Here is a 20,021-nt window from a genome sequence, read left to right on the forward strand (position 1 = left end):
AATAATCCAAGTCTTGTGGGATGGGCTTCTAGCCCGTCCCGAATATGCAATGTTTATTTGCGCGACAGCTTAGCAATCAAAACTAATACTCAATACCAGCTTGAGCCTTAATACCTTGTTCTCGAAATGGATGCTTAACCAAAGTCATTTCCGTCACCAAATCGGCGCGTTCAATTAATTCGGGTGGCGCGCCTCTGCCGGTGAGAATTACATGAGAGTCTTTGGGTTTTTGTTCTAAGGCTGCGAGCACTTGTTCGACTTGCAAATAACCCAACTTTAATGCTATATTGACTTCATCTAGCAAGACCAACCTAAACTCAGGATTGCAGATAAAGGTTACAGCTTTATCCCAGGCTTTTTGAGCTGTAGCAATATCTCGATCGCGATCCTGCGTATCCCAAGTAAAGCCTTCACCCATCGCATGAAATTCTAGCTGATTTTCCCAGAGTTCAAAAACAGCTTTCTCTGCCGGTTCCCAAGCTCCTTTGATAAATTGTACTATGGCGACGCGGTAGCCGTGACCGAGCGATCGCAAAACCATGCCTAAAGCAGCCGTAGTTTTGCCTTTACCGTTACCCGTATTCACAATTATCAAACCTTTATCTTCAGCAGCATTAGCAATTCGCTGCGCCTGAACTTCTTGTCGGCGCTGCATTTTTTGTTTGTGTTGTTCGGCTGTTAGGGAAGTTGTTACTTTAGTTTCCATTAGATTTTTTTAACGCAGATTGGAGACTCAGAAACCGGGTTTTTTAATACATACTTCGGTGCAACCCGCAGATTGGGAAAAAACCCGGTTTCTCGGATTCGGATTTAGCTATTATATCCACAGCGATCGCAAGTTTAGCACGAAACCGGGCAAAATGTGTTCTCCAGAAAGTTCTGCGGGACATTCGATAATTTCTTTTTCTTGTCCTTCGCGGTAGATTTCAACTCTGCGCGTTTTACGGTTGATTAACCAGCCTAATTTTACTTGGTTTTCCATGTATTCTTGCATTTTGTCTTGAGCATCTTTTAGACTGTCTGTCGGCGACATTAACTCTAAAACAAAATCTGGGGCAATCGGAGGAAATTTTTGTTTTTCTTCGGGAGTGAGTGCATCCCATCTTTCTTGTTTAATCCAAGAAACATCGGGGGAACGATTGGCACCGCTGGGGAGTTTGAAGCAAGTTGAAGAATCGAAACAAACTCCTAGTTTAGTTCGTCTGTTCCAAATTCCAAAATCAATAGATATTTCAAAATTGTAATTTCCGGTTTCTCCTCCTGTGGGTGACATAACGGTTATTTCTCCTTGGGCGTTGCGTTCAAATTTGACCTCGGGGTTTTGGCGACACAGTTGATAAAATTGGTCGTCGTTGATTTGGGCGATCGCATTAAAGTTGATAGTAACTGCTAGCATGGTATTTTAGAGGCTGCACTTGGACTATTGTAACCGCAGATAAAGGCCGAGCGATGCAGGTTGTGTAAATCGCAAACCGGAGAATGCTATTTTTGAAGCCGGAAGATTTTGCGAAATACTTGTGTTGGCATTATATCACAAAGTTATAATGACGCGTTCATCTTGTTATGAAAACTTTTTTCCAGGAAAGATTTGCAGACATACCAATAATAAAATGCAATGTTGATTTCGCTCAATAACTTAGGAACCCCTTCTAATAAACTAGCTAAGATCTTGCCTTCTAACTTCAGCGCGTCCATCCCGATCGCAAAAAACAACAATCCCAACCCAGCCAACAATATTTTGTAGGGAGTAGACTGTAGTTCTCGCCGAAAAAACCATCCGTAGGAGAACACAAATATAGCGTACAGCAAACTAACTCCTAACTTAGGAATTCCCAAGGCGCTAATATATAGATGAATCCTGTAAATTTCATTGAGCAGAAATGCGCCTGTCAACAAAGCAGAGAACAGAATAAATTGAGTTTCCGTAGGGCGCAGTTGCATAGTTTTAGCCAATCCATAGCTAAAGCTACAAACAATAACTGGCACAGCACATAAGATTTGAAAGGTTCGAGTTAATAAAGCCACATTGGGATTGGGGGAGAAAAAAGGGTGAAAGAATAAATCGCTGACTTGCAAGCCTGAAAGTTGAGTCAGGACAACCAGAAATCCCACCAGAAATAGAGATAAACAATTGAGTCGAAAAGCTGAGCGAAAAATAGTCATAAGCTAAGGACGACAAAAAACGGTTTACCGCAGAGGAATCAAAAAATACATTTCCACTATAGCTGCTGATTTGCTAAACTAAGAAGAGTCTTGTTAAACTGGGTGACACTGATGCTGTCCGTAAAAGAAGCAGAATCTATCGTTCTAAATTTGGCGCAATCCCTCGACAGTCAGCGGGATGTAGAAATTGTAGACTTGTTGGCAGCATCGGGGCGCATTTTGGCTGCACCCGTCACCGGTTCCCTCGATTTTCCTTATTGGGACAATTCGGCAATGGATGGCTATGCGGTGCGGTTTGCTGATGTGGAAAATTGCAGCGCCGAAAAACCTGCGGTACTCGAAGTAGTCGAGGAGATTCCAGCCGGATATCCGCCTCAAACTACCGTGCAATCGGGCCAAGCAGCCCGAATTTTTACGGGTGCGATGATGCCGGATGGTGCTGATACGGTGGTAATGCAGGAAGAAACGAGGCGTGAGGGCGATCGCATTTTTATCTTAGTTTCTCCTGAAAAGCCACAAGCATTTGTCAGGCACAAAGGCACTTTTTATCAAGCAGGAACAAATTTACTAACTCCGGGTACAGTTATCAACGCCCCAGAAATGGCAGTATTAGCAACTGCACAGTGCATTCAAGTTCCAGTTTATCGGCGTTTGCGGGTGGCTATTTTTTCTACGGGTGACGAATTGGTATCGCCAGACAAAACTTTGACTTACGGTAAACTGGTAGATTCAAATCAGTATGCTTTGACAGTGTTGTTGACTCAAATGGGATTTGAACCGATTCGATTGGGGATTATTCCTGATAGTAAAGATGCGCTAAAGGAGGCAATTACTCAGGCTGTTTCGACAGCAGATGTGGTGCTTTCTACGGGTGGCGTTTCGGTAGGAGATTACGATTATATCGAGCAAATATTGGCGGAGTTGCAAGGCAAAGTTCACATTAGTTCTGTGGCGATTAAGCCGGGTAAACCTTTGACTGTCGCTGCATTTAAACGAGATGAAGAAAAATCCGATTTGCCGATTGCGAGTTCGGATTGTCTCTATTTTGGTTTGCCGGGAAATCCAGTTTCGGCTTTAGTATGCTGTTGGCGGTTTGTTGTGCCTGCTTTGCGAAAGATGTCTGGGCTGGGCGCGGATGCTTGGGGCCCGGAGTTTGTGCGGGCTCGATGCGATGTTGAATTGCGATCGCCAGGCAAGCGCGAAACTTATGTTTGGGGTAAACTACATTTAGTTGCCGGATTCTGGGAATTTGAACCTGCAAGCGGCAGCCAAAATTCAGCAAATTTAATTAACCTCGCAAATACGACTGGTTTAGCAGTTTTGCCCGCATCGGAAACCTGGATTTTGCCTGGTGAATTTGTAGAAGTTTTAAAAGTTAGTTGACAGTTGACAGTTGACAGTTGTCAGTTGACAGTTGGCAGTTGGGGAGCATCTCATTACTATAATAAATGCAAAACAGAGATGCTCCCGTCAGTAGTCAGTAGTCAGTTGGCAGTTGGCAGTTATTAGTTATTTGTTATTGTTGAGAACCTACCAATTCCCAATTCCCAATTCCCAATTCCCAATTCCCAATTCCCAATTCCCAATTCCCAATTCCCAATTCCCAATTCCCAATTCCCCATTCCCAATTAACAATGAAAATTCTAATTGTTGAAGACGATCCGATGATGCAACTGGGATTAGAGCAAGTTTTAGCCGATTCCCCAGAAATAGAAATAGTAGGACAAGCAGAAGATGGATATTTAGGCGTAGCCGCCGCACTGAAGCTGAAACCAGATATTATTGTAATGGATATCGGTTTGCCGCGACTGGACGGCATAGCAGCGACGCAGCAAATTAAAGCACAACTGCCGGAAGTTAGAGTGGTAATGTTAACTTCTCATACCGCTGAAACTGAAATTATTGCTGCCCTTTCAAGCGGTGCTGATGCTTATTGTATTAAAGGTGCTTCCGTAGACAGGCTGTTAGCAGCGATTGCAGCGGCAGCAGAGGGGGCTACTTACCTCGATCCTCAAATTGCTCGGACTGTCATCGATCACCTCAAACCGCCTACACCAGCCTCTACAACTACTTTTGGCCAATTGTCACAGCGGGAATTAGAGGTGTTAAAGTTAATGGTGGAAGGTAACAGCAATCCGGAGATAGCGGCGGCACTTTATTTGAGTCCAAATACTATTAAAACTCATGTTCGCGGTATTATGAATAAGTTGGCTGTGGACGATCGCGTGCAAGCAGCAGTTGTAGCGCTGAGAACGGGGTTGGTTTGACACTCCCCGACCTTAAGGTGCGGGGATTCTTGGCTCAACGAGACCACTTAACCTAGATACCTTGCAGTGTCTAGCAAGCGAGGTGGGACTCTCCCCAAGCGACTTCGGGTATGCCCTACCCTAGTTGGATTGCTCCAAGTTCTTTTTTAATTTGAAACGATATGTCTCAAAAAAACTGTTCGTCTAGCTCCTCTGAATCTTTTACCTACTGCGAGGTGGAGTCTAGAAAAATGCAGTAGAACCGCATAGATTCAATTTTCTCTTGTTCAGTGTGCCTCTCGGCGACTGGGTTTTTTAAGTGGTTGATTACCCTATCCACTATAATTAGTGTACCACATCTGTACACAAAATGGCAAAGAAAGAATTGTACATCAGAGTATCAGAGGCCCAGATGGATATGCTTGAGGAATACGCCAAACAGAATAGTCGAACCAAGTCCGATATTGTTGGCGAACTTATCAGAACACTCTCGAAAAGTCGTCCTAGAAGGACGAGGCTTTAAACCCAATTTTTCGGTAAAGAGGGAAGAAGGGAGAGGGGGAGAGGGGGAGATGGGGAGAAAGGGAGAGCTGACAGGTGTAGGTTTTCCCCTGGCAAAACCCAGCAAATTTAGACAGTGCAAAGGTTTTGGGCTTTTGCATCTTAAAATCTCAAACTCTTATGGGATAAGGCTTTTACCAAAAAACCTACACCCGTCAGAAGGGGGAGAGAGGGAGAGGGGGAGAATTACCCAATTAGCAATTACCAATTAGCAATTACCAATTACCAATTACCAATTACCAATTACCAATTAGCAATTACCAATTAGCAATTACCAATTAGCAATTACCAATTACCAATTACCAATTACCAATTACCAGTCACTAATGACTAATGACTAATGACTAATGACTAATTATTAGCAATTTGAGTAAGAGAATTTATGTCTGAGTGGATAGAAATCGGTACAATTGTAGCAGCTCAAGGTTTATACGGGGAAGTGCGAGTCTATCCCGATTCGGATTTCCCGGAAAGGTTTATTGAACCGGGGAGGCGGTGGCTTTTGCGCCCTAAGAAAAGTGAACCGGAACCGATCGAGTTTTTGGGCGGTCGCTACATTCCAGGCAAGGGGTTGTATGCTGTAGAGGTGGAGGGTGTAGAAGACCGCGATGGCGCTGAAGCGCTGCGGGGCTGTAAGTTGTTAATCGAAAAGGGCGATCGACCTTACCTCGAAGCTGGTGAGTTTTACGTCCAAGATTTGCTTGGTATGGAAGTTTTTAACCAGTTAACCGGGGAAATCCTAGGTAAGGTAAGCGATATTATCCCCGCAGGTAACGACCTTTTAGAGGTAGAAACTAATCTCACAGCGCCGGAAGTTGTCCCCCCAGGAGTAGCTAAGCCAAAACGCCCTGAAACTCCCACAGCAAATGCTGACCCCAGAAATACCCGCAAACCACGGAAAATCCGGGTTAAAGAACCTAAATCAACGAAAGTTTTGATTCCTTTTGTGCAAGAGATTGTGCCAATTGTTGACTTGGAGAAAGGCAGAATTGAAATTGTGCCTCCTGCTGGTTTATTGGAAGACATCTAGGCAAGACGGCGGTTTCAACCGCCCATTTTTCTAGACAAGAAAGGAAAGGATTTTTCAAGCAAAGCCGGATTGGGTATTAGTTATTGATGACAATTCCCAATTCCGAATTACTAATGACTGATGACTAATGACCAATATTAATCATTTGCTTTATTGGCAAACCGCACTATCAGGTAACTGATGGAAAGCGCAAAAATGGCTGCTGCTAAACCAATCAAGTCGGCTGCTGTTTTTTTTTCTAGGTCAAGAATGATTATTTTTCGAGATACTGCTATCAAAGAAGTTACAATAACTAGCTCTACTTGAATTACGTGCTTTTTCAGATAAGCTGTAATATTTTCCAAGATTTCCAGGGCAATTAAAACATTTAAAAACAACCCGAATATGACAAACAACGTATCTTTTAATAAAAAACTCTCGTGGTCGTTAAACAATTCTTTTGCTAAATAAATCAGCAAATCGCAAACGCTGATTATAATTACCAAAATCATCGCCAGCGATAAAATTTTGGATATTATGACTTCTACATTTTCTGTAAAATGCAGAAATTGTTCATCACTGCCAAACTTAGAAATTTGCCTAAATAGTTTTTTCAGCATACCGATGATTTAGCGATCGTCGATCATTCTGTCATTCTTCGGTACACTTGGCAATCCCGAAACTCTGTGATTGCTTGTTTCCCTCGGAAAACCGGAGTCTGAGGAAGGTTATTTTTTCTGCCCGTTATATTTTACAGGCTTTCGGGTCAGCTCCGAAATCGATCGCACACAGTCCATTTCCCGATTCAGAAATTTTGCAAATAAAAAAACCTCAAACTCTAGCTTATCAAGAGTTTGAGGACTTTCAGACACGGTACGATCGCACAATCAACTACTTATTCTCAACAGATAAGGATTGTTGACTGCATTTTCGCCCTGTCGAACACACGACCAAGCTAAATTTTTAGCTTGGGTGGTTTAGTAGCGGCGAGAAGAGCGGTCGTTGTTGCCCCAGTTGCCGCTGTTGGAAGAACCGCGCTCTTCGCGGGGTTTTGCCTTGTTGACTTTGAGGTCGCGACCCATCCACTCAGCACCGTCAAGAGCCTCAATGGCTGCGGCTTCTTCTGCTTCAGTAGACATTTCTACGAAAGCGAAGCCCCGCATCCGACCTGTTTCGCGGTCAGCAGGCAATTGAACGCGCTTTACTGTGCCGTACTCTCCAAAAGTTTGGTTGAGGTGCTCCTGCGTTACTTCGTAGGATAAATTGCCGACATAGATTGACATTGAACATTCTCCAGAATCGAGGTTGTAGAGATTTAAATCCGGAGGAACGCCGATCGAACGAACTGTACTGCCGAAAATAAAGCCTTATAAAAATAGCATAGCACCTATAGGTGCAAACTGCAATTTTTCCGATCCGCTCGATCGACTAAAAATAAGGAATAAAGAATCAGGAATCAGGAATCAGGAACAAGGAATCAGGAAAAACCCCGAATAAAGCAGGAAAAACTAGAAAAAATAAATTTAATTTTCTTGATTCGCGAACTCTGCGGGAGAACGCAGCTTGTCGGGTGCTTCAACAGTTGACTGTTGACTGTTGACTGTTGACTGTTTGAGAGCGACCTCTACCTGGAAGTCCGAGGATTGGAGTAATGAATAGTCTGATTTTAATTTCTCCCTCAAAGACGGGCGGGCTTTCAACCAATTCTTTCTGGTAATAACTCAAAATTACTCGATAACCTTGCCCAAAAACAGGTACAAGCCCCGGACTTAAGTCGTGGAGATCCCAAAATTTGAGACCCTTCGACAAGCGAACGGCCAACGCCAAAGTTCCAACTCCCAGATTGCATCTGTGGAGTAAATCAAAAAATGGAAAATCGAAAAATAGAAAATCGACTGACAAAGGTCTTGATTGCTGTAGAGTACCCTGCTATTGTGCCTCAGCCATAGCTAAGAAACTGGGTTTATTGACAAAAAAACTAGAATTTTATTTGAGTCTGTGGCAAGAAACCAAGGTAAAGTTGGACGGCAACTCAAGAATTGACCGTGACGGTGGATTTTGCCCAATTAAACTCCCCAACTTCTGCGGCCACTTCTGCCCCAATCAGCACTAACTGCACCGCACAAGCTTTTAACTCGGGCTGTTTGGAATCTGGACAACTTGTAGCATGAGTCATGGCATTGGCTTCAGCACTTTCTGCCCACAGAGAACCCCAGTGCATCGGTACAAATAGCGTACCAGGGGCGATCGCCTTGGTGACTTTTGCTGGAAACTGAGCCTTACCGCGGCGCGATCGAACTTCTAGCAAATCACCCTCCTTAATCTGCAATTTAGCAGCATCGCGCGGGTGAATTTCCAAAAACGGATCTGGGTGCAATTTATTGATTTTCTCTGTTCTCCCAGTCCGAGTCATCGTGTGCCAATGTCCGTAAACTCTTCCTGTGGTTAACACAAACGGATAGTCGGGATCTGGTGGTTCTGCTAGTCCCCGGGAGTGATAGGCCGAAAATCTCGCCCGCCCGTCAGGAGTGTGAAAACGCCTGTCAGTATACAGCCGTTTAGCTTCAGTCGCTGGATGCACAGGCTGATTTTCGGGACATGGCCACTGTTGGGGGCCTTGAAGGCGCAAATATTCATGGCTGAGGCCTGTTACGTCGCAGGGACGATCGCGTGTCAACTGCACGTATTCTTTGTATATATCGGCGCTGCTGTCGAAAGCAAAGTGTTCGGCAAAACCCAACCGGCGGCCGACTTCTGCAAAAATCTTCCAGTCGTCGCGCGCTTCGCCGGATGGTTCATCGAAACCGGGACAAAGCGTCACGCGGCGTTCGGAATTCGTCATCACTCCGGTTTTTTCGCTCCACTGGGTTGCCGGCAGCAGGATGTGAGCGTAGGCTGAGGTTTCGGTGGGATAGTATGCTTCTTGATAAATCGTCAAGGGCGATCGCAACAAAGCAGCTTTTGTCCGTTCCAAATCCGGCATACTCACCACCGGATTGGTGGCGGCAATCCACAACAACTCAACATCGCCAGTTTCCAAACCGGTAATCATATCCCAAGCATTGCGGCCTGGATTCGGCGAAATGCTTCCCGGTGCGATTCCCCAAAACTCCTCGACTTGGGTTCTGTGTTCGTCATTTTTGACAAAGCGGTAGCCTGGAAGTAAGTGAGAAAGTCCTCCAGCTTCCCGGCCTCCCATCGCGTTTGGCTGGCCTGTGAGGGAAAACGGGCCAGATCCCGGTTTGCCGATTTGACCAGTCATCAAGTGCAAATTAATTAGCGATCGCACCTTTGCCGTACCTTCGGAGGACTGGTTAATTCCCATCGACCACAGAGACAAAACCCGTTGTGACTGTTCCCAATAGTTGGCAGCAGTTTCTAACTCGCTGACAGTAATGCCGCAGCGCGAGGCTACAAACTCCGGCGTATAGCTGCTGACAACTTCAGCAAAAGCTGAAAAATTTGCCGTGCATTCTTGAATAAACTCAGGATCTATTGCTTGCCTCCGCAACAGCAAATATGCCATTCCATTGAGTAAATCTATGTCCGTCCCTGGTTTAATTGCCAAGTGCAAATCTGCGACTTCAGCAGTCGGAGTCCGCCTCGGATCTACCACAACTATCTTGACATCGGGATGTTTTTTGTGGTACTTTACTAATCGATTGAATACAATTGGATGGCATTCCGCTGTATTGCTGCCGATAATAAAAGCGCAATCTGTTAATTCTAAATCGTCGTAACAGCAAGGCGGCCCGTCCGAACCAAAACTTTGAACGTATCCCGAAACCGCTGAAGACATACACAAACGAGAATTCGCATCAAAATTATTAGTGCCCAGACAACCTTTCATGAGTTTCTGGGCAACATAATAATCTTCTGTAGCGAATTGACCTGAACCGTAAACGCACAAAGCATCTGGCCCACTGGTACTGCGAATTGCCTGGATGCGGTCAACAATGGCATTGAGAGCTTCGTCCCAGCTAGCGCGACGGAACGGCTGGTCGAGAGTCTCTCGCATCATCGGATAAAGTAGCCGATCGCTGCGAATGGACTCTGTTACCGTTGCTCCCTTGATACAAACCATGCCCTGAGTCGATGGGTGATTGCGATCGCCCCGCACTTTCCAAGTTTGTTTTTTGTCGGGAACAACTTCTAGACCGCAACCTACACCGCAGTAAGGACAAAGAGTTTTTATAGTTTCCATCTGGTGATTTTAGATGCTAATTTTTGAAAGCTCATGGATAATTCGTAATTCGTCATTATAGTTGGAACTGAGGACTCCTACAAATAATGTATCAATAATTACTAAATTACCCCGGAAATGCTTTACATAAGCGGAAAATACCCTGATTTCAAATTAACCGCTATCTTTAGTTAAACTCGCGATCGCACTCGGATAGGTTTGTAGTGAGGACTTTAGTCCGCCGAAAGAAGGACTAAAGTCCTCACTACAAACCTATTTTATAGTAGTCGATCGAGCCGAGGCGATCGGCTTCTCAATCGAAAATCTTCAACTATCCAATGCAAAAATGGTATAAGTCACCTATTTCGCGGTTTTAACTTCTAATAAGCCGCCGCCACCGCTGGTGGGGCTAAACGTTACTTGGAAATCAGCAGTTTTTTGAGCGCCTGCTGCGGCACCGGCAGGAGTTTGCAAAGTCGGCAGAGGAGTTTCTTTGAGGAAATCTTTAGCTGCTTTATTTGTGGGCTCGAACTGTACGATATCTCCGTTTTGTTTCACTTTGACTCGATAGGTCAAACTTTGGGTAAATGTCGGAGTTGTTTTCCAATTTTCGTCAATTCGTGCATACAACTGATTTCCGATCGCATCAAGTTCAGCTTTGTCCGAAATTCCTGAACCTGCACTGCTTGCTGCCTTGGTGGGTGAGGTTGCAGGACTGGCAATGGATGCAGGACTTGCAGCAGCACTCGGTGCAGGACTGGCAATGGATGCAGGACTGGCAATGGATGCAGGACTGGCAATGGATGCAGGACTGGCAATGGATGCAGGACTGGCTGCAATTGGTGCAGGACTGGCAGCAATCGGTGCAGGGCTGGGAGGAGAACTGACAACCGCCGCCGCAGTTGGTGCTGGTGCAGTTTCTGCTAGCTTGGCTTGCTTGAGTTGGCTGGAAACAGCAGATGTATTGACAGCAGCTAAAGTTGCCATTGTTACCAACCACGAGATTGCCAGGACGGCACCTTTAATTGGCGAGGCTTCTAGGGGTTGTGCAGCGTGAGGCACAAAGGATACCGGTGGCATGGGCTTGTCAGCAGTAGCCCCAGGCTTTTTGCTAGCGGGTAATGGCAGGACGACGGGTGCCATTTCTGAGTCCGTTGTGTCCTCTTCGTGGTGGGCGTAGCGAGAGAACAGGAATTCTAAAGCAAAGTTGCGGAGTTCGTAGTATTTCGGGTCTTCCATCATCCGCGTGCGGTTGCGGGGACGGCTGAAGGGAATGTGCATATCTTCGCCGATTGATGCAGCAGGGCCGTTGGTCATCATCACGATGCGATCGGCTAAAAACAAAGCTTCATCAATATCGTGAGTAATCATGACGATCGTAATTTTGTACTCGTGCCAGATTTTCAGCAATTCTTCCTGCAATTCTTCCCGAGTAATCGGATCTAGTGCTCCGAAGGGTTCGTCCAAAATCAGCAGTTTGGGACGAGTTGCCAGGGCTCGGGCGATCGCCACCCGCTGTTTCATACCGCCCGACAACTGGCCCGGTCTTTTGTTGCAAGCTTCTGTCAGCCCCACTAATTCCAGGTTATCTTTGACGATCTTGTCGTGTTCCTCTGCGGACTTATCCCCGTAAACAGTTTCAACACCGAGGTGGATGTTTTCTGTAGCAGTCAGCCACGGTAGCAGCGAGTAGTTTTGAAACACCACCATGCGATCGGGGCCCGGTTCAGTAATCCGCGCACCTTCGAGAGCAACTTCTCCGCTTGTCGGCCCGTTAAATCCCGCAATCATGTTCAGCAAAGTTGATTTGCCGCAGCCAGAGTGACCGATCAAACAAATAAATTCGCCTTCATTAATCGTCAGGTTCACACCGTCGAGAATCACGAAAGGTTTTTCTGGTTCTTTCAGGTTTGGGTAGACTTTTGATACATCTTTAATAGTCAAAAAGCCTGATTTCTTACTCTGAATCTTCGTTGCCGGGGGCGCTTTGATAGTTTGCATATTTTCAGGATTTGGTTGGGGGTTTGCGGAATTAGACATGAGAATTTAGGATTAAGGGTTAGTAAGAGAGGTAATTAGGAAGCGGGAAATGTGGAGTCTTGTTTCCTGATTCCTTACTCTTCACTCCCTCTTCCTATTTGGTGATTATGCTGGCTGTCTGATGGAACACTGACTGCCTATTTGTTCAATTAAGATTTCTTCAATGCGAAGGTCGCGCTTGATTTTGACGTTTTCAAGGTAGTCGATCGGGTCGTCTAGATTAAAGACAGTGCCGTCAAATAGTTCGATCGTCCGGCGAGCTCTAGCGATATCCGGCAAACCCAACTCGCGCACTGCTTGACCGAACACATCGGGCCGCAAAACTCGATCGACCACTTCCACCCAGTTTTTCGGGAACGGAATCAGTCCCCAGCGGGCCATCTGCGACATCACCCACACCATTTCTAGGCGGTCTGGACAATTGGTTTTGTCAACATAGAACTGGTTGAAATTGTAGAGCATTTCGGGTTGTGCCTCCGTACCGGAGTTGTACGGGTCGATGAACCCCGGACGGATGTCTTTTGGATCCGCACCGATGTATTGTTCTTGGCAAATCAATTCTAGGATTTCTTCGCGGTTGCGGCGGTCGTCGCAGTATTCGCAGGCTTCCAAAAGCGCTTTGACGAGGGCGACGTGGGTTTTAGGATATTTCTGAGCCCAATCTTCGCTAACGCCGAGAACTTTTTCGATGTGTCCGGGCAGAATATCCAGGGAACGGGCGATGGCAAAACCGGTACCGTCGTTGACTGCTTTGGAGTTCCAGGGATCGCCGGCGCAGTAGCCCTGGATGTTGCCTGCTTTTAAATTCGATACCATCTGCGGGGGAGGAAGCATGGTCAAGGCTACATCGCGATCGGGGTCAATCCCACCGGCAGCCAGCCAGTAGCGGAACAGCAGATTGTGCATGGAAGCGGAGTGTACCATGCCCAAGGTTTGTACCTTGTCGGGGGTCTTGGCGATCGCAGCTTTGAAATCCTTTAATGTCCGAATACCTTGGTCGTAAAGGTGTTTCCCGAAAATAATCGAGTTACCGTTGCGGGACAGGGTTAAGGCGCTGTTGATGGGAACCGGGGCTTCGCCGTCCAATCCCAACAGCATGGCGATCGGCATTCCTGCAACCATTTGCGCCGCGTCCAGCCGTCCTTGCGCGATACCTTTGGCAATTTCTTTCCAACTAGGTTCGCGCACGAGAGTGACTTCTTCTAAGCCGTGGGCTTTGAAGAATCCTTTCTCTTTGGCTACGACTAAGGGCGCGCAGTCGGTGAGGGGAATAAAGCCGATGTCGAGGTTGACTTTTTCCAGGCCGTTGCGGGCGATCGCCACGGATGGGGCTTGTTGTTTGGCCCGGCGCTGTTTCACCCGCTTTTGCTGGTTGAGGAAGTAAACCATTTCGTTTCGCAGCGCGTAGTAACTCGGATGGTTGACCACTTCCATGCGCTTGCGGGGCCGAGGAATGTCCACTTCCAGAATTTGTCCGATTTGCGCTTCCGGGCCGTTGGTGAGCATTACAATGCGATCGCTCAGCAACAAAGCTTCATCCACGTCGTGAGTTACCATCACGCTGGTGACTTTACTTTCTTCGCAAATGTTCATCAATTGGTCTTGCAAACCACCGCGAGTTAAAGCATCGAGAGCACCGAAGGGTTCGTCTAGCAGGAGCAATTTTGGGCGGATAGCGAGGGCGCGGGCGATCGCAACTCTTTGTTTCATCCCCCCAGAAATTTCGCTGGGGCGCTTGTTGGCGGCCTGTCCGAGTCCCACCAATTTAATGTGGTATTCGATTACCAACTCGCGATCTTCTTTAGAGTTACCGCTGTAAATTTCATCTACTGCTAGAGCAATATTTTCGCGCACCGTCAGCCAAGGTAGTAGCGAGTAATTTTGAAATACCACCATTCTATCCGGGCCTGGTTCGCGGACTTCGCGCCCTTCTAAAGTAATCCCGCCCTGACTTGCTGTGTCCAGTCCGGCGATGATATTTAACAGTGTAGATTTGCCACAACCGGAGTGTCCGATTAAGGTGATAAATTCTCCCTTTTTAATTTTAAGTTCGATATTTTTGAGAGCGATGTATTGCTCGCCATTTGGCAAGTTAAATACGCGGTCTACGTGGTCTACTTCAATAAGGATTGACATGATTATTTTCTGTTAGTTTGTACTTTAGTAGATGCTAATTATTAATTTGGCAATGGGGAATTGGGAATTGGGAAGAAGGCCAAACAGGTCATTGGCCAAACAGGTCATTGGGCATTGGGCATATATAATTATTCCCGCTTCCTAATAACTAATCACCAACTACTAATCACCCATTCCCCATTCCCCATTCCCCATTCCCCATTCCCCATTCCCCATTCCCCATTCCCCATTCCCCAATCTTATTTATTGTCTTCAGGAACAACTTTGGAAGCGACGAAACCAACGAGTCTGTCTAAAATCAAACCGACGATTCCTACATAAAGCACTGCCAGAATCACGGCGCTGAGTCGAGAACTGTTATAAGCGTCCCAGATGAAGAAGCCGATGCCGACACCGCCGACTAACATTTCCGCAGCTACGATCGCCAGCCAAGACAAACCGATACCAATTCTCAACCCTGTGAAGATGTAAGGAACCGAAGACGGTAGCAAGATTTTCCAGAAGTATTTTTGGTTGGGGAGGCGCAAGACTCGGGCGACGTTTCTGTAATCTTGAGGTATTTGTTGAACGCCTACTGTGGTATTAATCAGAATCGGCCAGATTGCTGTAATCAAGATTACGAAAAGTGCAGAAACTTCGTTAGCTTTCATCCCCAAGCCTTCAAAGGGATTGAACTGTTGAAATACTGCCAGGGCGATCGGTAGCCAAGCCAGGGGCGGGATTGTTCTAAATACTTGAAATAGCGGGTCTAAAGCATCGAACATTAAAGAGTTTGTACCGATTAATATTCCTAAACCAATGCCTAGAATTGCTGCTAGAGTAAAGCCGATCGCCACCCGCTGCAAGCTAGCAGCCAGTTGCCAGAATAAACCTTTGTCAGTACCACCGTTATCGAAGAACGGATTGATAATCAAATTCCAGCTTTCTTGGACGGCTTTAATCGGGCCGGGCAAGGTGGATGTGGGGTCGTGGCAGAGGATTTGCCAAACTACCAGCAGAACTGTAATCGCAACTAGCGGGCGGATGATTTTTTTGCGGTTTTTTTGAACCATATCCAGCACGAAATTTGCTGGATTTTTGCTCTTAGAAACAGAGAGATTGGTTGCCATTTGTCTGTTTGCAGTACAGTAGTGAATAATCGATTATTTGTAGATACTTTGAATTGAGAACCCTATCGGCTGTGGTGGGTTGAGTTGCGAAACTCAACGCCACTAAATTTTATGATTTGTCAACTGTCAACTGTCAACTGTCAACTGTCAACTGTTCACTAATTAGGCTTTCTTGATAGCCAGACTCTTCAGATATTCTTCTGGTTTTTCCGGATCAAACTTCACGCCGTCAAAAAATGTTTCGACACCGCGAGAAGTGGTAGCCGGAATTTGGGCAGCGGGAACGCCAAGTGCTGTCGCTGCTGCTTTCCAAATATCCTCGCGGTTAACTTTATCAACCGTGGCTTTGATGTCGGTAGTTGCCGGCATATAACCCCAGCGAATATTTTCTGCGATGAACCAAGCATCGTGACTCTTGTAGGGATAGGAAGCATTGTCAGCCCAGAATTTCATTGCTACTAAACTAGCTGCTTCAACGCGGCCAGTACCATAGTCAATTTGTCCTTTCATGCGACCTGCAATATCTGCAAGTGGTACTTTCAACCACTTATCTTGAGAGATGATTTGGCACATCTCATCTTTATTTTCTGGCTTATCGCACCACTGCTGAGCTTCCAGTACGGCCATTGTAATTGCTTTAGTAGCTTTAGGGTTTTTCTCAACCCAATCTGCTCTTAAAGTTAAGGCTTTTTCTGGGTGATCTTTCCAGAGTTCTCCCGTTACTAAGGCGGTGTATCCAACTTTTTGAGTAACTAGCTGGGCATTCCAAGGTTCGCCGACGCAAAATGCTTCCATGCTGCCGGATTTCATGTTAGCTACCATTTGAGGTGGCGGTACGGGAATAACAGAAACTTCTGTATTCGGATCGATGCCACCGGCTGCTAACCAATAGCGCATCCACAAATCGTGGGTGCCGCCGGGAAAGGTAACAGCAATTTTTTGATTGGCGAGGGCTGCTTTGAGTGGTTTGCTGTCTGTACCTACTTTTAAATCTAGGTATTTTTTGCTTACGGAGATGGCTTGACCGTTGGTATTTAACCGGGCAACAATGTTCATCGGCACTGGTTGATTGCCTTTGGTAATTGTGCCTAAGGTCATCTGGTAAGGCATGGGGGAGAGGATGTGGGCTCCGTCAATGCCGCCTTTTTCAGAACCGAGTTCTAGGTTGTCGCGAGTAACTGGCCAAGATGCTTGTTTGAGGATTTGTACGTCTTTCATGCCGTACTTGGCAAATAACCCTTTTTCTTGGGCGATGATTAAGGGCGCTGAGTCGGTGAGGGCGATGAATCCGAGTTTGGCAGTGGTAACTTCGGGGGCGTCGGCGGGGTTGATGTTGACTGCTGGGGCTGCACTGGGTGAGGCAGCGCCCGGTGAGGCAGCGCCCGGTGAGGCAGCGCCCGGTGAGGCGCTGGTAGTGCTGGAACCGGAACTGCAACCGTGGGCGAGGAGGGTGCCTGCTGCTGTTGCTCCGGCGGTGATGATGAATTTTCTTCTAGAAAGGTTGCTCATTTGTCTTGAATTGTTGGTGTACTTTGAGATACTCGAAATGTGAGATGCCTGATGTGAGATTGGTTTACGACCTTCGCAATGACATAATTTCGATCGCACTGAGACAATATCATTCGCAATGACATAATTCTGTTCGCAATGACATAATTCTTTGGGTCTCTCGAATCTCACATTATGATATTAGGCGTCGATCGACACTTTGCCGATCGCCCGCGCGCTGCAAGCTAAGATGAACCCTGGTTCTAAGTCGGAGGCTGCGTCAGGCTGGCTGTCGTAGACTGTTTTACCTTCTAGGAGTTGCTGCTTGCAAGTGCCGCAGGTTCCCGATCGACAACTGCTGTCCAGTTCAAGCCCAGCCCTTTCGGCAACGTCGAGAATGAACTCATCTTCGCTGCAAGCAACTGTTTTGCCCGATCGAGCGAAAATGACAGTAGATGTCTGAGGTTTCGCCATCAGAACTGTTTCGTCTCTCTCAACCGTCAGTTGCAGTTGCCGGTTCAGGGAAGCGACATCCCCGAAAGCTGGATTGGGCACGGCCCCAAACTTATCAATTAACAGTTGATGCAGCACCGGTTTCAGGTCTTCGCAAGGAATGCTTTTTTGGACGCAAGTACCCAAATGAGCATCTTTGCCAACTGTTCCTCCCATGTAGATGTCTACACCTTCGAGGGTTTTGCCGTTCTTCCGAACTTTTGTACCCATCAAGCCGATGTCGGCTACCTGGGGTTGAGCGCAGGAATTGGGGCAACCAGTCCAGTGAATTCTGACCGGTTTGGGAACAGAGAGTTCGGCTTCCAGTTCCCGAATCATTGCCACGGATCGGGCTTTGGTTTCGATGAGGGCGAAGTTGCAAAACTTCGACCCGGTGCAGGAAACTAAGGCTCGCATCAGGGGTGCGGGGTCGATCGAGAAACGCTGTAACAACGGTTCTTTGACTAGGGATTCGAGCCGCGAGTCGGGAACGTTGGGAACAATTACGTTTTCTTCGACGGTGAGCCTGAGTTCGCCGCTGCCGTAAACCTCAGCGATTCTGGCCAAATCGTACAAATCCGCTGCTTGCAGCCGTCCGACGGGAACGTGCAACCCTACATAGTTGAGCCCTGATTGTTTTTGCGCGTAGATGCCGATGTGGTCGCGTTTGTCCCAGATGATTTCATCTTTGGGGGAGGCGGGGGACAAAGTGCGGCCTACTTCTTTTTCGACGGCTGCGCGGAATTGTTCGATGCCGAGTTCGTCAATCAGCCACATCAAGCGAGATTTTTGGCGGTTTGCTCTCGGGCCTCGATCGCGATATACCGTTAATATCGCTCTGCACAAATCTACAACGTCGCTGGGACTTGCCCAGACGTTGAGAGGAATTGCAGCTTCGCAGCGTTTGGCGGAGAAGAAGCCGCCGACTAAAACGTTAAAGCCGATGTTGCCGTCAGAGTAAGCGGGTACGAAGGCGATGTCGTTGATTTCGGCGTGGACTGAGTTATCGCGGCAACCTGCGATCGCAATATTAAACTTTCTCGGCAGATTGGAAAACTCTGGGTTGCCTTCGCCGCTGTTGGTAATCATGTCTTGGACTTGGTTCGCCAATTCCCACGTATCTATCAGTTCGTCGGCATCCAAACCCGCGACTGGGGAACCCGTGATGTTACGTACATTGTCCATGCCAGACTGAACGCTGGTCATCCCCGCTTCCTTGAGGCGGCGGAAGATATCGGGCACATCTTCGATCCGAATTCCGCGCAGTTGCAGGTTTTGTCTGGTGGTAATGTCAGCGCTGCCGTCGGAGCCGTAGCGTTGCAATATGTCTCCTAACGTTCTAGTTTGATTGCTGGTAATGACGCCGTTGGGCAAACGCAGGCGCATCATAAATTTGCCCGGAGTTACTGGCCGAAAGAAGATGCCGAGCCATTTGAGGCGGTGCTCGCGGTCTGTTGCATCCATTGCTTCCCAGCCGATTTGGGCAAAGTGGTCTAGTTCGGCTTTGACCGCTAAGCCATCTTTTTCGGCTTTGAGTTTTTCAAATTTGTTTAGGCTCGCTTGGGGTTCTACTGTTTGGGTCATCGATTTACCCTCGCTGCTGGTTTATTCCCTGAGATATTGACTTGGAGCATAAAATGTGTTTCCTGCTAACCTTAATGAGCCTGTGGATTTAAAACTGTATATTTAGTTACTGGATCTAATTTCGTTTAAGCATGGTTGGTCTTTTGTATACTTGAGCTTTGCCAGGCGCTGTCTCGAATTCAGCCAAACTATATATGGTTATAGTTGTTACCGATGGCTCGATCGCTGTATTCCGATGCACCTTTGTTATGAACTAATGTAAAGCGCGCAACAGTAAATATTCGTAGCTATTTTTACAAAATGTTGAGTTTTATGAGCTTTTTGCATCACCGCAATGCGTTTTATACATTGGAAATGGGTAAAGACACCCACAGATCCCAAAAAGCTTTATAAATCTTTAGATTTTGGAGGGGAGTGGAGGCAATGGGTAGCTCTGACATAATATTGTGACGGCGATCGCAGACTTCAAACGTCGCTCGTCACAAAATAAGCTCCGTGGTTATCACACAGTTAGGCTCAAAACATCACGCTCTCTGCCATGCCAGCGTCACTCTGTTACCGATACGGGCAGTTTGACTGTAGCCGATCGCTACGGTTTGATGGCCGCTGTATTGGATGACTCTCTCGACGAGCAAGACAGACATTCGATCAACCGCCTGCTGCGCTCGGTGCTCAAGGGAAAAGTCAAAATTGTCAACGAGCTCTCGGCGATAGGTTAAGAGCAAGACTTAAGTGGCAAATAGGAAAGCTAAACTTATCTACAGTTGATTGCTGAGAGTCAGTTCCATGTTTGCCGTCAAGCGAGCGCTCAAATTGAATAATACTGAAGCGACCTTGATGGCAAAACACGCAGGCTTTCGGCGCGTGGTATTTAACATGGGTTTGAGCCTGAGAGTTCAAATGTACGGTGGAGGTGAGTTTTCCGACTCAAAGGTCATCAACGAAATCAAGAAAGTTCTCACTAACTACGTCAAGAAACAACCTGAATGTGCTTGGATGAATCAGTTGTC

15 protein-coding genes and 2 pseudogenes are annotated in these 20,021 nt (G+C 46.8%); 5 read left to right on the forward strand and 12 right to left on the reverse strand.

Translation table 11 applies throughout. The annotated features are described in order from the left end of the window. Window positions 1–82 precede the first annotated feature (82 nt). The 3 genes from cobO to JGK20_RS11820 all read right to left on the reverse strand — a co-directional run bounded on the left by cobO (window position 83) and on the right by JGK20_RS11820 (window position 2,163). A complete protein-coding gene (gene cobO, locus JGK20_RS11810; protein ID WP_293184250.1) occupies window positions 83–706 on the reverse strand; it encodes a cob(I)yrinic acid a,c-diamide adenosyltransferase in 624 nt (207 codons plus the stop codon). 111 nt (window positions 707–817) lie between these two features. After that, window positions 818–1,396 (reverse strand): Uma2 family endonuclease, encoded by a 579-nt coding sequence (locus JGK20_RS11815; RefSeq protein WP_293230536.1) that lies wholly within the window; start codon window positions 1,394–1,396, stop codon window positions 818–820. A 143-nt stretch (window positions 1,397–1,539) separates the two neighbouring features. Continuing rightward, complete coding sequence (locus JGK20_RS11820; RefSeq protein ID WP_293220350.1) at window positions 1,540–2,163, reverse strand: hypothetical protein; 624 nt, start codon at window positions 2,161–2,163, stop codon at window positions 1,540–1,542. A 111-nt stretch (window positions 2,164–2,274) separates the two neighbouring features. Here JGK20_RS11820 and glp point away from each other — a divergent pair, with 111 nt between their 5' ends. The 3 genes from glp (at window position 2,275) to rimM (ending at window position 6,000) form a co-directional block, all read left to right on the forward strand. Next, window positions 2,275–3,546: a gephyrin-like molybdotransferase Glp gene (gene glp / locus JGK20_RS11825; RefSeq protein WP_293230539.1), complete on the forward strand. Its 1,272-nt coding sequence runs from the start codon at window positions 2,275–2,277 to the stop codon at window positions 3,544–3,546. 251 nt (window positions 3,547–3,797) lie between these two features. Continuing rightward, a complete protein-coding gene (locus JGK20_RS11830; RefSeq protein ID WP_293197332.1) occupies window positions 3,798–4,430 on the forward strand; it encodes a response regulator transcription factor in 633 nt (210 codons plus the stop codon). Between the two features lie 922 nt (window positions 4,431–5,352). Next, window positions 5,353–6,000: a ribosome maturation factor RimM gene (gene rimM, locus JGK20_RS11835; protein ID WP_293213891.1), complete on the forward strand. Its 648-nt coding sequence runs from the start codon at window positions 5,353–5,355 to the stop codon at window positions 5,998–6,000. A gap of 137 nt (window positions 6,001–6,137) precedes the next feature. On the opposite strand, the gene JGK20_RS11840 is transcribed toward rimM, so the two are convergent. The 9 genes and pseudogenes from JGK20_RS11840 to JGK20_RS11875 form a co-directional block, all read right to left on the reverse strand. Then, entirely contained in the window at window positions 6,138–6,599 is a 462-nt protein-coding gene (locus tag JGK20_RS11840) for a phosphate-starvation-inducible PsiE family protein (protein ID WP_293184235.1), read from the reverse strand. 357 nt (window positions 6,600–6,956) lie between these two features. After that, the gene (locus JGK20_RS11845; RefSeq protein WP_293148182.1) at window positions 6,957–7,262 is read right to left on the reverse strand and encodes an RNA-binding protein; all 306 of its coding nucleotides are present in this window, start codon (window positions 7,260–7,262) and stop codon (window positions 6,957–6,959) included. 749 nt (window positions 7,263–8,011) lie between these two features. After that, window positions 8,012–10,183: a nitrate reductase gene (locus tag JGK20_RS11850; protein WP_293213893.1), complete on the reverse strand. Its 2,172-nt coding sequence runs from the start codon at window positions 10,181–10,183 to the stop codon at window positions 8,012–8,014. Between the two features lie 339 nt (window positions 10,184–10,522). Then, window positions 10,523–12,202 carry a nitrate ABC transporter ATP-binding protein gene (locus tag JGK20_RS11855; RefSeq protein WP_293192547.1) on the reverse strand — a complete coding sequence of 560 codons (1,680 nt, stop codon included), beginning with the start codon at window positions 12,200–12,202 and terminating at the stop codon, window positions 10,523–10,525. 105 nt (window positions 12,203–12,307) lie between these two features. Continuing rightward, entirely contained in the window at window positions 12,308–14,338 is a 2,031-nt protein-coding gene (locus JGK20_RS11860) for a nitrate ABC transporter ATP-binding protein (RefSeq protein ID WP_293184227.1), read from the reverse strand. Window positions 14,339–14,577: 239 nt separating this feature from the next. Further along, window positions 14,578–15,447, reverse strand: a complete 870-nt coding sequence (gene ntrB, locus JGK20_RS11865; protein WP_293184225.1) for a nitrate ABC transporter permease — start codon at window positions 15,445–15,447, stop codon at window positions 14,578–14,580. A 162-nt stretch (window positions 15,448–15,609) separates the two neighbouring features. After that, the gene (locus JGK20_RS11870; RefSeq protein WP_293230541.1) at window positions 15,610–16,956 is read right to left on the reverse strand and encodes a CmpA/NrtA family ABC transporter substrate-binding protein; all 1,347 of its coding nucleotides are present in this window, start codon (window positions 16,954–16,956) and stop codon (window positions 15,610–15,612) included. 180 nt (window positions 16,957–17,136) lie between these two features. Next, window positions 17,137–17,409: a 2Fe-2S iron-sulfur cluster binding domain-containing protein gene (locus JGK20_RS34505; RefSeq protein ID WP_293271524.1), complete on the reverse strand. Its 273-nt coding sequence runs from the start codon at window positions 17,407–17,409 to the stop codon at window positions 17,137–17,139. A 75-nt stretch (window positions 17,410–17,484) separates the two neighbouring features. Continuing rightward, a pseudogene (locus JGK20_RS11875) lies at window positions 17,485–19,011 on the reverse strand (ferredoxin--nitrite reductase); the annotation flags it as partial. Window positions 19,012–19,544: 533 nt separating this feature from the next. Here JGK20_RS11875 and JGK20_RS11880 point away from each other — a divergent pair. Together JGK20_RS11880 and JGK20_RS11885 are read left to right on the forward strand one after the other, a co-directional pair. After that, window positions 19,545–19,730, forward strand: coding sequence for a hypothetical protein (locus tag JGK20_RS11880; protein ID WP_293184273.1), 186 nt, complete (start codon window positions 19,545–19,547; stop codon window positions 19,728–19,730). A gap of 94 nt (window positions 19,731–19,824) precedes the next feature. After that, window positions 19,825–20,021 (forward strand): annotated as a pseudogene (locus JGK20_RS11885) (RNA-guided endonuclease TnpB family protein); the annotation flags it as partial.

This window comes from Microcoleus sp. PH2017_05_CCC_O_A (genome assembly GCF_020738785.1).
Lineage (GTDB): Bacteria > Cyanobacteriota > Cyanobacteriia > Cyanobacteriales > Microcoleaceae > Microcoleus.